This window comes from Holdemanella porci, from assembly GCF_019052655.1.
GTDB classification, from domain to species: domain Bacteria; phylum Bacillota_I; class Bacilli_A; order Erysipelotrichales; family Erysipelotrichaceae; genus Holdemanella; species Holdemanella hominis.
In genome coordinates, this window is sequence record NZ_JAHQVB010000053.1 from 1 (window position 1) to 15,396 (window position 15,396).

16 protein-coding genes and 1 riboswitch are annotated in these 15,396 nt (G+C 35.2%); of the genes, 4 read left to right on the plus strand and 12 right to left on the minus strand.

The features are described 5' to 3' along the window. Positions 1-252 (minus strand): DUF6431 domain-containing protein (locus KTQ83_RS09165; protein WP_244975826.1); only part of this gene is annotated, 252 nt, incomplete at its 3' end. A 270-nt stretch (positions 253-522) separates the two neighbouring features. Between KTQ83_RS09165 and KTQ83_RS09170 the strand changes: the two genes are divergently transcribed. From KTQ83_RS09170 to KTQ83_RS09180, 3 genes are read left to right on the plus strand one after another with little or no spacing between them, the layout of a single operon-like run. Then, a complete protein-coding gene (locus KTQ83_RS09170) occupies positions 523-1,707 on the plus strand; it encodes an aspartate kinase (protein ID WP_217256595.1) in 1,185 nt (394 codons plus the stop codon). Then, entirely contained in the window at positions 1,707-3,041 is a 1,335-nt protein-coding gene (locus tag KTQ83_RS09175; protein ID WP_217256596.1) for an RsmF rRNA methyltransferase first C-terminal domain-containing protein, read from the plus strand. The genes KTQ83_RS09170 and KTQ83_RS09175 overlap by 1 nt, the downstream gene beginning before the upstream one ends. Further along, a complete protein-coding gene (locus tag KTQ83_RS09180) occupies positions 3,038-3,721 on the plus strand; it encodes a pseudouridine synthase (protein ID WP_217256597.1) in 684 nt (227 codons plus the stop codon). The genes KTQ83_RS09175 and KTQ83_RS09180 overlap by 4 nt, the downstream gene beginning before the upstream one ends. Positions 3,722-3,781: 60 nt before the next feature. On the opposite strand, the gene KTQ83_RS09185 is transcribed toward KTQ83_RS09180, so the two are convergent. From KTQ83_RS09185 to lysA, 7 genes are all read right to left on the minus strand, one after another. Further along, a complete protein-coding gene (locus KTQ83_RS09185; protein ID WP_217256598.1) occupies positions 3,782-5,506 on the minus strand; it encodes a class I mannose-6-phosphate isomerase in 1,725 nt (574 codons plus the stop codon). Beyond that, positions 5,503-6,039 carry a glucose-6-phosphate isomerase family protein gene (locus KTQ83_RS09190; protein WP_117923735.1) on the minus strand — a complete coding sequence of 179 codons (537 nt, stop codon included), beginning with the start codon at positions 6,037-6,039 and terminating at the stop codon, positions 5,503-5,505. Before KTQ83_RS09190 ends, KTQ83_RS09185 begins: the two co-directional genes overlap by 4 nt. Positions 6,040-6,251: 212 nt before the next feature. Further along, positions 6,252-6,929: a 2,3,4,5-tetrahydropyridine-2,6-dicarboxylate N-acetyltransferase gene (gene dapD, locus KTQ83_RS09195; protein ID WP_117923737.1), complete on the minus strand. Its 678-nt coding sequence runs from the start codon at positions 6,927-6,929 to the stop codon at positions 6,252-6,254. Positions 6,930-6,938: 9 nt separating this feature from the next. Then, positions 6,939-7,637 carry a 4-hydroxy-tetrahydrodipicolinate reductase gene (dapB, locus tag KTQ83_RS09200; RefSeq protein ID WP_117923739.1) on the minus strand — a complete coding sequence of 233 codons (699 nt, stop codon included), beginning with the start codon at positions 7,635-7,637 and terminating at the stop codon, positions 6,939-6,941. Next, a complete protein-coding gene (gene dapA / locus KTQ83_RS09205) occupies positions 7,631-8,506 on the minus strand; it encodes a 4-hydroxy-tetrahydrodipicolinate synthase (protein ID WP_244975827.1) in 876 nt (291 codons plus the stop codon). The genes dapB and dapA overlap by 7 nt, the downstream gene beginning before the upstream one ends. Next, positions 8,500-9,294: a diaminopimelate epimerase gene (dapF, locus tag KTQ83_RS09210; RefSeq protein WP_217256599.1), complete on the minus strand. Its 795-nt coding sequence runs from the start codon at positions 9,292-9,294 to the stop codon at positions 8,500-8,502. Before dapF ends, dapA begins: the two co-directional genes overlap by 7 nt. Continuing rightward, positions 9,285-10,538, minus strand: coding sequence for a diaminopimelate decarboxylase (gene lysA, locus KTQ83_RS09215; RefSeq protein WP_186999215.1), 1,254 nt, complete (start codon positions 10,536-10,538; stop codon positions 9,285-9,287). The genes dapF and lysA overlap by 10 nt, the downstream gene beginning before the upstream one ends. A 62-nt stretch (positions 10,539-10,600) precedes the next feature. Beyond that, a riboswitch (Lysine riboswitch) is annotated at positions 10,601-10,765 on the minus strand. Positions 10,766-10,856: 91 nt separating this feature from the next. On the opposite strand from lysA, the gene KTQ83_RS09220 reads away from it, so the two are divergent. Then, on the plus strand, positions 10,857-11,954 hold the full coding sequence (locus KTQ83_RS09220; RefSeq protein ID WP_117923747.1) for a M20 metallopeptidase family protein: 1,098 nt from the start codon (positions 10,857-10,859) through the stop codon (positions 11,952-11,954). A 10-nt stretch (positions 11,955-11,964) separates the two neighbouring features. Here the strand turns inward: KTQ83_RS09220 and argF are convergent, their stop codons facing one another. From argF to KTQ83_RS09240, 4 genes are read right to left on the minus strand one after another with little or no spacing between them, the layout of a single operon-like run. Beyond that, positions 11,965-12,879 carry an ornithine carbamoyltransferase gene (gene argF / locus KTQ83_RS09225; protein WP_217256600.1) on the minus strand — a complete coding sequence of 305 codons (915 nt, stop codon included), beginning with the start codon at positions 12,877-12,879 and terminating at the stop codon, positions 11,965-11,967. Further along, positions 12,876-14,036 carry an aspartate aminotransferase family protein gene (locus tag KTQ83_RS09230; protein ID WP_217256601.1) on the minus strand — a complete coding sequence of 387 codons (1,161 nt, stop codon included), beginning with the start codon at positions 14,034-14,036 and terminating at the stop codon, positions 12,876-12,878. Before KTQ83_RS09230 ends, argF begins: the two co-directional genes overlap by 4 nt. A gap of 10 nt (positions 14,037-14,046) precedes the next feature. Further along, the gene (gene argB / locus KTQ83_RS09235; RefSeq protein ID WP_186999211.1) at positions 14,047-14,874 is read right to left on the minus strand and encodes an acetylglutamate kinase; all 828 of its coding nucleotides are present in this window, start codon (positions 14,872-14,874) and stop codon (positions 14,047-14,049) included. After that, positions 14,871-15,344: a bifunctional ornithine acetyltransferase/N-acetylglutamate synthase gene (locus KTQ83_RS09240; protein WP_217256602.1), complete on the minus strand. Its 474-nt coding sequence runs from the start codon at positions 15,342-15,344 to the stop codon at positions 14,871-14,873. Before KTQ83_RS09240 ends, argB begins: the two co-directional genes overlap by 4 nt. Positions 15,345-15,396: the final 52 nt, after the last annotated feature.

Genomic DNA, 15,396 nt, shown 5'->3' on the forward strand with positions numbered 1-15,396 from the left:
AGTTGGAAGCAAGGCATGAGTGGATTTACATTGAGTACACTGGATACGCTGAACAGGAATTTGAATCTTACAATCACCACTGGAAATATCATCAATAATCACAAATCTTTTGTAGTGTCCATATAAGATAAAAAGACCAACGACACCACAAACAGGACAATGTAAAGAAAGCAGATCAATCGAAGCAACAAATGCTTGATAATCATCTTTGTTCAAAATCAGGTTGAAGTCGTTGGTAATTTTCAGTATCATAATATTGTCTAAGAGGACGGGTAGAAATCGCAACTTTGGTCGGTGAAGGATTTCTACCTTTTTTATTTACGTCCAATCCCTTCTAAGAATACTGTAACAAAAAGATAGGAAATGTTCACCCTAAAAGTGTTTAAAGGATATCTCTTTCTCAGAGTTAAAATCCCTATGACTTTTAAAGGTTGATTTATCCCTATCCAGTTTTATATATTCAACAAAAGCTGTCTAAGACAGCTTTTTATATGCTAAAATAGTGTGGTTGGAGAATAAAATATGAATATAGTTGAAAAATATGGTGGAACCAGCGTTGGAACCATTGAACAGATTCAGGCTATTGCATTTCATGCCAAACACATGAAAGAACAAGGTCACAATCTAGTCATTGTTGCGAGTGCCATGGGAAAAACCACAAATAAATTAATAGAATTAGCTCATAGTGTCACAAACAATCCAAACAAACGAGAATTGGATTCTTTATTATCTACGGGTGAGCAACAAACAATTACACTTCTTGCGATTGCGATGAATTCAATAGGTGTGGATGCAATCAGCTTAACTGGCTATCAAGCCGGTTTTCTAACAAGTAAACACCATTCTCGTGCTTTGATCAAAGATATTGATACAACTACAATACAATCTCATTTAGACCAGGGAAAAGTTGTTGTTGTAGCCGGCTTTCAAGGCGCTACTGAATATGGAGACATCACTACTTTAGGTCGTGGTGGAAGTGATACAACAGCGGTTGCGATTGCCGCAAAACTTGGTTATCAATGTCACATTTTTACCGATGTAGATGGAGTTTATACAATTGACCCAAGATTATATACGCGTGCTAAAAAGCTAAAATCCATTTCTTATGAAGAAATGATGCAGATGGCCTGTTTAGGAGCTGGAGTATTAGAAACTCGAAGTGTCGAACTAGCCAGTAAATATAATGTTCCCCTTTTCTTAGGAAAAGCTTTGGAAACAGATTTAGAGAAAGGAACTTGGATTATGCATAAAGAATTAGAAGATATGCCAATTACAGGTTTAAGTGTAAAAGATGACTATGCGATCATGCGCTTTATGCACTTACCTAATGATGGTGTTTATTTAGGAAAACTATTTAAGATGATTTCCGATTTAAATATCAACCTAGATACAATTTCACAACAATTAGATGATGAAGGTCTAGCCAACTTTACTTTATATTGTTCTGAAGAACAAAGCAATCAAATCATGGAACATGCCTCAAAAGAATATCCTGTACATCAAATGCTTGGATACATTAAATTGTCTTTAGTAGGACTTGGTATTTCTACACATTCAGGTATTGCCAGTAAAGTATTAAACATCTTAAGTGAAAATAGCATTAAGTATTATATGATTACTTCTAGTGAAATCTCTATCTCATTAACAATTGAAAAGAAAGATAAAGTTAAAGCCGTTCAAGCACTTGGAAAGGCATTTGATCTATAATGGAACTTCCAGTTAAATTTAAAGAACAAATGAAAGAGCTTCTTCAAGAAGAATATGGAGATTATCTAAATAGTTTTGATCATGATAGATATTATGGTTTAAGAGTCAATACACTAAAGATTTCTGTTGAAGAATTCTTAAAGATTTCCCCTTTTAAACTAGAACCCATCCCTTGGACAAACGATGGCTTCTATTATTCAAGTGAAGATAAACCCAGTAAACACCCCTACTATTATGCAGGCCTTTACTATCTTCAAGAACCAAGTGCTATGTTACCAGCTCAAGTGCTTCCTGTAGACGAAAATGATATTGTATTAGATACGTGTGCAGCTCCTGGTGGAAAGAGCACAAAGCTTGCGACAAAGCTCAATCATAATGGACTTTTAATTTCAAATGATATAAGTTCTTCAAGATGCCAAGGACTCTTAAAGAATATCGAACTATTTGGTTGTGACAATGCTTGGGTTACCAGTGAAGATTTGACAAACATGGAACAACATTATCCAGAAACATTTGATAAGATTCTAGTGGATGCCCCATGTAGTGGTGAAGGCATGTTTCGAAAAGAGCCGGACTTAATCAAAAGCTGGATTGAAAAAGACGATACGTTCTATCCGCCTATTCAAAAAACCATTTTAAATGCTGCTGTATCCATGTTAAAGCCAGGTGGATCCATTGTCTATTCCACTTGTACTTTTTCGATTCACGAAAATGAAGAAGTTATTCAAGATGTATTAGACAAACATCCAGACTTACATCTTGTTCCTATTAATAAAATTGATGGTATGATGCCAGGTGTAAACATGAAGGAATGTGTTCGTTTATATCCACATAAAATCAAGGGAGAAGGTCACTTTGTAGCTTTACTTGTCAAAGACGGAGAAACAAAACATAAAAAAATAAGACTGGAGCCAAGCGATAGGCTTGATGATTGTGTTACTGATTTTTTACGATTGGTTAAATTAAATAAGGGAGCCATTAAAATCAAAAAGGACAAGGTCATCTGGTTAAACAGTGATTTTCAAGCTTATAAAGGCTATCGCGTCTTAAGATCTGGCTTATTATTAGGTCAACTTAAAGGTAAACATTTTGAGCCAAGTCAAAGCCTTGCCCTTGCCCTTTGTCCTGAACAATTTAAAAATGTATTAAACTTCTCGATTGAAGATGAGCGTGTTATTAAATACTTAAAAGGTGAAACTCTAGATGTGAAAGATTTGGATTCAAAAACATCTGGATGGACACTTGTTTGCGTAAATAACTTCCCTTTAGGATTTGCGAAACTTTCTAAAGGCTCATTAAAAAATAAATATGCGAAAGGATGGCGTTATCAATGAGACTTGACAAATATTTATCACATATGGGATTTGGCACAAGAAACGATGTAAAAAAATTAATTAAAAACGGCTGGGTTACCATTAATGATGAAACCATAAAAAAGGCAGACTATAACGTAAAAGAAGATGATCGTGTTTGTGTGGATGATGAACCTGTAAGCTATGTAGAATACGAATACTATATTTTAAATAAGCCTCAAGGCTATGTGAGCGCCACAGAAGATATGCTCTATCCTACAGTCATGGAACTTGTCCAAAGCCAAAGACACGATTTGTATCCAGTTGGAAGATTGGATATAGATACAGAAGGATTATTACTCATCAGTAACGATGGTAAATTAACGCATGAAGTATTATCACCAAAAAAACATGTAGATAAAAAATATTATGTTGAATTTGATGGAACTTTACCAGAAAATGCCGTAGACTTCTTTAATCAGCCTATGGAATTTGAGGAATTTACTTCAGCCCCTTCAAAACTAGAAATTTTAGATACAAATAAAGCCTATCTAACGATTCATGAAGGAAAATTCCATCAAGTCAAAAGAATGTTTGAAAAGGCAAACTGCACTGTTACCTATCTCCAACGTATTGAGTTTGGTCCTTTAAAACTAAATGATTTACCATTAGGTGAATTTAGAGCTTTAACTCAAGAAGAATTAGATGCCTTAAAAGGCTAAGAAAACCTGAGAGATCATAAACTCTCAGGTTTTTTCTTTAGGCCAAAAATGTCCATTACTTTAGTTTCTTACATATGCCTTTAACACTTTAATTTCATCACAACCATAAGGCTTGATTGTATATTCCTTGATACTTGCAGGAATAATGAAGGTTTCTGCATAATGCACAATGAATGGTTCAAAGTCACCTTCAATAATGGCACTCTTTCCATCAATTAAATTCAACATATTCACTGTACCATGTGTTTTATGGAATGAATCATTGTTGATTGTATATCTTCTTGTTTCAATAAATTCTAATTCATGAAGTCCCGTATGTTCGATCTTACAATCATTTCCATCTTCTTTTACTTCATAAGTCGCATTGACCAAGTTTTCTTTGACCCATTTTGTCGTACGATCCCATTGAATGACATGTTTTCCATGTTCAATATTAATAGGTCGAGGAAGTCCATCTAAGCCTAGTCTTTGCCAGTCCCACAATTTAAATGTGAAGATATAAGGTGTAGCACTAATTTCTAATACCATCGCATTCTTTCCTGAACAATGACAAGTTCCTGCTGGAATTAAGAAATGATCATGTTTCTTTGCCGGAAACTTATTGATATATTTATCCGCGTCAAATACAATTTCACCACGTTGCGCAGACTCTAAATCAGAAATCATTTCATTGGGTTGAATATCTTCTTTTAGACCTAAATACACATGTGCATCTTCTTTGGCATCTAGAATATAATAACTCTCATCTTGTGTATAACTCATACCAAAATTCTTTTTAATATATTCCGTTAATGGATGTACTTGTAAAGACAAGTTTTGTCCTTCCATCGTATCTAGAAAGTCAAAGCGAATTGGAAATTCTGCCCCAAAACGAGCATAGACTTGTTCTCCCAATAATTCTTTTGGTTGATACAACACTAAATCCATAGCTGGAAGTTCAAATGTAACTCCATCATAGTCAAATAGAATGCTGTTTTCTTCTGGCACACCATCAAAGCTCCATGCATAATTGGACTGATTCTTGTCTAAGTTACAAACTTCCTTCATCCATTGACCACCCCATACGCCTGGATCAAAGTATGGTACTGTACGAAATGGTTTTTGAGCAAGTAGACTTAAACTTTCTTTAAAAGTATCACTTGAAATCATCTTTGGATCGTTTGATTTGTTTGTGTCCACCACATAATCAAAACTTTCAAATCTTTCAGCCTTATGCTTATCGGCAATACGCCATTCAATAAAATAACCACGCTTGTATTTCTTTAAAATATCTTCATCAAAGTTTGTCGCATTATAGTTAGCCATCCCTTTACGATAGCGTAGTTGAATTTCCCAACGTGCCATATCAAAGTAAACATACATATCGCCATGACTTACTAAACTAGCACCCACTCCATATACAATGACAGAGCCTTTATGTTCATTGATTTTGTCTTTAGCTTCTTCTAGTTTATCTTCATCCATAAAATCCACAAGATTACCATAATACATCTTACCAAACACACGATCATCCGTTAGATTGTATTTCATTTGTTCGGCCATGGTTTTTCCATCCTTAAAAATATCATGCATATTGATTTCCAAAGAAAAATTGAAGCGTTTGATGAGTTCATATACTTCATTCTCATCTACGCCTGGATAATAATCAAAGACTACAACACTCCTATTATTAATTTTCTTATTTAACTCCTGATAAATTGCATCATATCCATGAAACGCTCTATGATTCTTTATTGTCGTCTTAGGAAAACGATCATATTCCGATTTAAAATTTAAATAACTCATTCTTCCTCCACCTTCAATTCACCATTTTCCTTATACACTCTTACTGTAAAAGGATGCTCTTCTACACGCTTATAATCATGACCCGCATTGCTTGGCCACATACATTGTACTTTCAACTCACTATTTCCCGTATTCACAAGGCGATGTGCCAAATGACCATTAATATAGTGAACACTTCCCACTTTTACTTTTTCAGCATGACAATGATAATCTTCATCCATCAATAAAAGAAGACCTTCACCACCCATGCCACAATAGATTTCATCACAATCTAAACTTTCATGGAAATGTCCACGCGTTACATTACATTCGCCATTCACGCATACTGGCTGCATCACAGTCAATCCATAACACAAACCATCATGTTCATACGAATACACTTCATACATAATTTGATCATCTGAAACACTTGAATCCACACTCTTATAGAATGTTTTAGCATTCGAATACAATTTTGTACTCTTCTTTACATCCTCACCTTCAATTACACCATTTAAATAATCATGAAATACTTTTGCGTCTTTAATTTCCATAATTGCCTCCTGTCTAATTGTTATAACATTCAATTTCATTATAAAACTATTGTTATAACATTTCAATATAAAAACAATCACAATATTTATACATCCATAAATATCACTGATCTCCATTATATTATTACTAAATTTCAATTCATTTTCTGAAGTTCACTCCCCATTTACATGCAAATCACGTATTTTAGTAATGTACAAATAAAAAGGAATCCCTAAAGATTCCTTAAAGCATCCTCTAACTTTGTCTTTTGTGTAGCCTTTTCATCCTTCATTTTAATGACTCTTGCAGGACATCCTGCAACTACCGCATTTTCTGGCACATCATCAATAACTACGGCACCAGCTGCAACAACAGCATTTTTACCTACATGTACCCCTTCAATCACTACGGCATTGGCACCAACTAAAACATCATCCTCAATGATAACCGGTGTTGCACTAGCTGGTTCAATGACACCTGCAAGTACAGCTCCAGCTCCAATATGACAATGTTTTCCTACAGTAGCTCTTCCACCTAAAACGGCTCCCATATCAATCATAGTACCTTCACCAATGACAGCACCAATATTAATAATAGCCCCCATCATAATAACGGCATTATCTCCAATTTCAACTTGTTCACGAATAAATGCACCTGGTTCAATACGTGCATGAATATTTTTTAGATCCAACATAGGAACAGCACTATTACGACAATTGTTTTCGACTTCATAGTCCACTTCTGGATTCATCAAAAGAACAGGTTCTATATCTTTCCAATCCCCAAATACAACATTGCCAAAGACTTTACAATTTGGAAAAGAAATCTCTCTTTCTGAATTAAAATATACTTTTACCGGCGTTTTCTTTTCAGCCGTTTGAATATAACGAATAATTTGTTCTGCTTCCATATATACCTCCTACATCATATCTTCCATACTATATAAACCTGGTTTTTGATTGACCACAAACTTGGCTGCCTTTAATGCGCCATTCACAAAGATCTGGCGCGAATTAGCACTATGCTTGATTTCTAACGTTTCATTATCTCCAAAGAAATACACTGTATGCTCTCCTGCCACAGTACCTCCACGAAGCGAATGAATTCCAATTTCATGTTGGCGTTTTCCTGTAAAACCACTTCTGCCATATACCTTTGTATACTCATCTTCTGGATCTAAAGCATTCACTAACATTTTGGCTGTACCACTAGGCGCATCCTGCTTTTGATTATGATGAATCTCCTGTACTTCCATATCAAAATCATTCTTTAATAAAGGCGCAAATTGTTTTAGAATCTGTTCAAATACGGCAATACCATATGAAAAGTTTGCCGAATAAAATAAAGGGATTTCATCTGAAACTTGTTTTAAGCTATCGATTTGATTCTCACTTAATCCCGTTGTTCCATAGATTAAAGCACACTTTTTCGTTTTCACAAAATTTAAGACACTCGCTAAATTATTGGGATGTGAAAAATCAATCACAACATCTACATCCATACAATGATCATCGATTCCTTTCTCAAAACAATGAACTACTTCCATACCTTGATTTTGAGCTGTTTCCTTTATAAGAGAACCCATTTTTCCTGTACCTACAATCGCTATTTTTAACATAATCCCAAGTCCTCCATTGCGGCTTTTAAAATTTTGGCATACTCTTCATCCATTTCGCATAAAGGCAAACGATATCCACCAACTTCTTTACCCATATAATTCAATGCCTGTTTCACCGGAATTGGGTTGACTTCAATAAATAAAGCATGAATAAAATCTAAATAATTCAATTGTTTTTCTAAGCTTGCCTTTACATTTCCATCCAAATAATCCTGCACAATTTCATGTGTTTCTTTAGGTAAGCAGTTTGCCAAAACACTAATGACTCCACTAGCACCTAGTGCCATCATCGAAGTAATCATGTCATCATTTCCTGAATACATCACAAAGTCATCACTTAAATAACGCGCAATATTTGTGGCATAACTGATATTTCCACTCGCCTCTTTGATGCCGCAAATATTTGGGTGTTTACTCAATACTTTAACCGCCTCTTCATCAATGTGACAACCCGTACGTCCTGGCACATTATATAAAATAATAGGGATTTGAACGGCATCTGCAACCGTTGTAAAGTGACGAATCATACCTTGCGTATTGGCTTTATTATAATAAGGACTAATCAGCAGTAAGGCATCAGCCCCCATATTCTGATACTTCAAACTTTTTTCCAAAGCCGTTTGCGTACAGTTTGAACCCGCTCCTACAATAACAGGTACACGATGATTGACTCTTTCAATCGTATAAAGAGCTACCGCATCATCTTCTTCGTGCGTCATTGTACTACTTTCTCCCGATGTTCCTAAAATCAAGATTCCATCTGTTGAATTTTCAATTTGCCAATCCAACAATTCACCTAACTTTTCAAAATTCACTGTACCATCCTCGTGGAATGGTGTTACTAAAGCTACAATTGATCCTTTTAACATACAAATTCTCCTTCACATATCTTTTTTGCAGGACCCGTCATATATACATGGTCCTTCGCTTCAATTTTTAAACTACCCAATTTTAATTGAACTTCACATTCACTCTGAACAAAGCCCAATTTATTTGCGACGACAACACTTGCACAAGCGCCCGTTCCACACGCAAGCGTAATACCACAGCCTCTTTCATAAGTCATAACCGTAATATGTGTATCATCTATCACTTGTACAAAATTCACATTGGTTTGTTTTTTAAATAAGGGATCGTGACAAATTCTTCTTCCTAGTTCAACATTTTTTTCACTAAACGCATCATCCACAAAGACAACCGTATGGGTTGTGGACATAAACAAACTATATGTATCCACTCCACAAACTTCTCTTTTCCACACATTTTCATGTTCATCTACATCAATCAAATGATTATCATACAACGGTTGTTCCATATCTACACAAACTTCAAATGGAGACGTAGATATAAGATGTACGATTTTTTCACCAGCCAAGGTTTGTACAGGAACAACTTCATCTGTATTGATACCTTCATCAAAACAATAAGCCACAAAGCAACGGATGCCATTGCCACACATCGGAGCTCTAGAACCATTTTGGTTGTAGTAAACCATTTCAAGTGGATCTTCCTTCACAAAAATCATTCCATCCGCACCAATACCTGTATGTCTAGAACAACAAGCTTGAACCAATGTTGGAATATCAATACCTTCAATATATCTTGTAAGAATAAAATCATTTCCTAAACCATGATACTTACTAAACTTTATGCGCATAAATCATTCTCCAATCGAATCAAATCTTCATAATTTTCACCACGAATCACACACTGGCTATTTCCATCCTTACAAAAAATGACCGGTAAGCCACACGCTTTATTGTAGTGACTTGCCATAGAATAACCATAAGCACCTGTAGTTTTCACTACAAGCAAATCATTCGGTTTTGCTTCAGGTAAGTATGCATCTTCAATGATCACATCTCCAGATTCGCAACACTTACCCGCGACTTTGTAGTGTTTACTTGCCATTTCATTTTCTTTTCCATCAATCACACAACTATATTTAGCCTGATATAATGCAGGACGAATATTATCACTCATACCTCCATCCACAAAGATATAATTTTTATGCGGTGTTTCCTTCATAAAACCAACTGTATAAACTGTGCTTCCCGCTTCCGCCACAATACTTCGTCCTGGTTCAATACAAATTTTATTGATATTTAATGCATATTTTTCTATATTACATTTCACGGCTTCAATCAAAGTATCACATACTATATCCACAGGAATGGGTGTATCTTCATCCGTATATACAGCGCCAAAACCTCCACCAAAATTTAATGTGGATACATCAACACCTAAGTTTGAAACAAACTCACACACCTTATTGACTTCTTGTACAAAGGCTTCCTTGTCAAAGATCTGCGATCCAATATGTGCATGGAATCCATCAAAAGATAAGTTTGGACAAGCATTGATAATTTGAATCAATTCTAAAATACCTGATTTTTTCTCAATTGAAATTCCAAACTTACTATCAATATTAGCTGTCACAATATATTCATGCGTATGTGCTTCAATACCTGGGTTGACCCTTAATAAAATGGATACAGTATAATCAATATTCTTAGCCAATTCACTCAACAATTGAGCTTCCATAAGGTTATCAACAATGATCGTTCCCACTTTATACTTCAAAGCCATTTTCAACTCATCCATCGATTTATTATTGCCATGAAAATAAACACGAGCCATATCAAATCCAGCTGCATAAGCCGTATATAATTCTCCACCACTGACAGCATCTAAAGAACAATCCATCTTTGACACCAATTGAATCATGGCCTTGCAGTTAAAAGCCTTGGATGCATAGATCACATCACATTCAAATTCAGAACTTTTTAAACAATTTTTAAACGCATTCAATTTATCTTCAATCATTCTTTGATTGTATACATACAAAGGACTACCATATGTATTTACTAAATCCTTTACTTCCACATTTGAAATCTTCATAATTCACCTCTTAAAACTAAAAAACATGCCAGCCATCAAACTGACATGTAAATAAAACAAAATCATTTGATAGCACTCCTACTAGCGTAGACAGTCCAACAGATATTCTCCATTGGCCCACATGTTCTTTATGCCTAAAAAACACATTCGGCAAACTTGCTTCATAAATACATCAAACGCTCGCCAGCTCTGTATTTACTTGTCGTATTCGCACCTCTATCCTAAGATGTGAAAATTATAACACTACTTACATTTTGTTTCAAGATAATTTGTATTTTATTACATTTCTATGTAAAATATACAAAAAAGGAGAAATTTATGTTAGAAACCATTAAAAAATATAGAAGAGACCTTCACCAGATTCCCGAATTAGAACTAGACTTACCAGAAACCACAAATTACATTTTAAGTGTATTAGAAGAATTCGATTGTATAGTTTCTGTACCACTTAAAAGTACAATATTTGCTTACTTTGACAATCAAAAAGAACACACTCTCGCCTTTCGAAGCGATATGGATGCACTGCCTGTGACTGAACAGACAAATCTTGAATTTAAAAGTAAAAATCCAGGTAAAATGCATGCCTGCGGACACGATGGGCATATGGCCATGCTTCTAGGATTTGCGAAAGAATTAAATACATATTACAAAACATTAGATAAAAACATTCTTTTAATTTTCCAACCCGGAGAAGAAAGTCCAGGAGGTGCACATTTAATTTGTGAAGATAACATTCTAAAAAAATATCATGTTCAATATATCTTTGGAACTCACTTATGGCCTGTACTTGAAAAAGGCGTTGTCGCCACACGAAAAAATGAATTTATGGCTCGTGCTAGTGAAATCAACATTGATATTTATGGAAAAGAAAGTCATGCCGCCAAATATAAAGAAGGAATTGACGCCTTAGAAATTGGAGCTGAAATCCTTTTAGAAATTTATGCGATGGAAAAAGAAATCCCAAATGAATATTATCGCTTACTTCGCTTTGGAAGAATGGAAAGTGGTACTGTACGAAATGTAATTAGTGGACACACTCGACTTGAAGGAACATTACGTGCTTTTCAAGATTATATCTTCGATTCCATGAAAGAAGAAATATTTAGAATTTGTGCAGATAAAGAAAAGAAGTACAATTGTAAAGTCAATATTTCAATCAATACAGGCTATCCAGCTGTTATGAATGATGAGAAATTAGTGAGTGATCTAATTTCTAAAATCCCAGAAATCAGACAATTAAGAAATCCTGAAATGATTGCCGAAGACTTTGCGTACTACCAAAAAGAAGTGCCTGGCGTATTCTTCTTTTTAGGCACACAAACCCCATATGCACTTCATAATGCCAAGTTTGACTTTGACGAAGAAGTCTTATTAAGCGGTATTGAATTATACAAGAAAATCACAAAATGTATTTAAAAAGAGGAAATTAATCCTCTTTTTCTTTCATCAATTGAACCATGACCGCCTTTTGTGCATGTAGACGATTCTCTGCTTCTTCAAAGATTTCATTCGCATGGGCCTCAAATACTTCTTCTGTGATTTCCTGACCACGATAAGCTGGTAAACAATGTTGTACCATCGCATTGGCTTTGGCATATTTCATCAATTCGGCATTGACCTGGAAACCTGCAAAATCTTTAGCACGCTTTTCTTTTTCAGCTTCCATACCCATACTTGCCCAAGTATCTGTAATGACAACATCCGCATTTTGAATAGCCTTGATACAATCATTTGTGAGTTCAAAGTCTTTGAAATCTTTCGCAAACTCTAAAACATGCTTGTCAGGCTCATATCCTTTTGGAGTGGCCACACTCACCTTCATACCAACCTTTAATCCACCTACGATCAAGGAATTAGCCATATTGTCTCCATCTCCGATATAGCACATCTTCAAGCCTTTTAATAATCCGTATTTTTCACGAATTGTCATAAGATCAGCCAACACTTGACATGGATGACAATAATCCGTTAACCCATTAATAACAGGAATCGATCCAAAGTTTGCCAAATCTTCCACTTCTTTTTGTTCATACGTACGAATCATAATACAATCTAAATAACGCGATAAAACACGTGCTGTATCTTGTACAGGCTCCCCTCTTCCGATCTGTAGATCTCTACTTGATAAAAATAAAGGTTGTGCTCCTAATTGATAAGCCCCTGTTTCAAAGGAAACACGCGTTCTTGTACTAGACTTTTGAAAGATCAAGCCAATACTTTTTCCTTTTAATAAAGGATGTTCAATATGATGTTTTCTTTCATATTTTAATTGATCCGCCAATTCTAAAATGGAAAGAATTTCTTTTTCACTCAATTGTTCCATCGTTAATAAGTGTTTCATTCAAACACCTCCTTCATAATTGATAATGCTTCGTCCACCTCTTTTAAGCTTAATGTCAATGGTGGAAGTAAACGAATCGCATCCTTACCTGCCGTAAGTGTTAATAATCCTTTATCCATCATTGCCTGTACATAATCGGCTCTTTTATCTGGATCTACAACGATTCCAAGCATCAAACCAATTCCACGAACCTCTTTGATCTTGTCTGAATGAATATTTTCAATACCTGTTTTTAAAGCTGCACCTACAACTTTTACATGATCTAGAAAACCGTGTTCTGTCACGATAGATAAAACTGTATCGGCAGCTTTACAACTTAATGGATTGCCACCAAATGTACTACCATGATCTCCCGGACCAAATATGTCCTTACACTTATCTCCTGTAATCACAGCTCCAATTGGAACACCTCCACCAAGAGCTTTTGCGGTTGTGACAATATCAGGTAAAACATTATATTGTTCAAAACAGAATAATGTTCCTGTGTGCCCTATTCCAGTTTGTACTTCATCAACCAAGATTAAAATATCCTTAGAATGACAGAATTCTTCTACCGCTTTGACATACTCTTTGTCCAAAGGAACAACTCCACTTTCTCCTTGAATCAATTCCACCATAACGGCACACGTTTTTTCATTGGCTACCTTCTTTAAATCTTCAATATCATTTGCGGCAGCATAATCAATTCCTTCTGTAAATGGAAAATAATATTGATGAAATTTATCTTGTCCAGTCGCCTTTAAAGTAGTGATGGTACGACCATGGAAAGATTGTTTTAAAGTGATGATGACATCTCTTCCTGCTCCATATTTATCATAGGAATATTTTCTGGCAAGTTTGATCATTCCTTCATTGGCTTCGGCTCCTGAATTTGAAAAGAATACCTTACTAAGTCCAGTATATTCAACTAACTTTTTAGCAGCATCCACCATTGGTTTACTGTAATACAAGTTGGAACATTCCATTAAAGTTGCCACTTGTTTTTGAATGGCATCTACAAGCACAGGATGATTATGACCTAAACAATTCACACCAATTCCACTTGTTAAATCGAGATATTCTTTCCCATTTGTGTCTTTTAAATAGCATCCTTGCCCACTTTCCATTTCAATGTTGAAACGATTATAGGTATGCATTAAATATATTGATTCTTCCATAACTTTCCTCCTATTCAATCAAGGTTCCTACACCTTCATCACTTAATAGTTCTATCAACAAAGAGTGCATGACTCTTCCATCTTGAATATTGACACTTTCAACACCTTCACGCACGGCTTTTACACAACATTCGATTTTTGGGATCATACCACCCGTAATCACTTTTTCTTTCTTTAATAAAGGAATCTGAGATACCTTGACTCTTTCCATCAAAGTAGATTCATCCTTAGGATCTTTCATCAATCCTTTGACATCCGTTAATAAAATCAATTTTTTGGCATGTAGACTAATCGCTAGCTCACTAGCTGCAAGATCGGCATTGATATTGTAAATACCTAGTTTATCTATTGCCTTAGCAACACTTGATACAACGGGAATATAGCCATTTTCAAAGGTATCCAAAATAATTTGGGGATTTACCTTTTCTATCTTTCCTACGTTGACCATTTTTGAATCTAAACAACTCGCCTCAAACAAACTACCATCGACTCCACTCAATCCAATTCCCTTATCTAATAGATTGACTAGATTTTTGTTTACTTTTCCACAAAGAACCATCTGAACAATATCCATTGTTTCATCATCTGTAACACGTAAACCATTTAAAAACTTTGATTCTTTGTTTGTCTTAGACAACATTTCATTAATTTCAGGACCACCACCATGTACTAAAACAACGTGTACCCCTAATAGATTTAATAATGTTACATCCTTTATAACGGCAGCCTTCAATTCTTCATCAATCATGGCATTTCCACCATATTTCACAACTACGATTTGTCCTGAATATTCTTTAACATAAGGCAAAGCCTCTACAAGTACATTCGCATCGATCATGTTCTATAATCTCCATTGATTTTTACATAGTCATATGTTAGATCACATCCCCAACAAGTACATGACTCATTTCCACTATGCATATCGCAAATAATTTCAATTTCTTCCTGTAAAAGAATGGATTTCGCCTTTTCTTCATCAAAATCCAAGCCTTTCCCGCTTTCGCAACAAAGAATTTCATCATTGGATTTAAATGAAATATCTACAAGTTCTGGATCAAATTCCACACCCGAATAGCCAAGTGCACAAATGACTCTTCCCCAGTTGGCATCCGCACCAAACATGGCTGCCTTAACTAAAGAAGAAGAACATACGGACATTGCCAAAGTTTGGGCATTTTCTAAAGCATCTACACCATTCACAGTTACTGTCATTAATTTACCAGCACCCTCGCCATCGGCCGCAATCTTTTTTGCGAGTTCTTCCATCACAAAATGTAAAACTTGATCAAATACTTCCTTTTCAAACACCTGTTATGAAGTGACCTTTGTCAAGACAAAATTACACTCATATTCTAAAAAT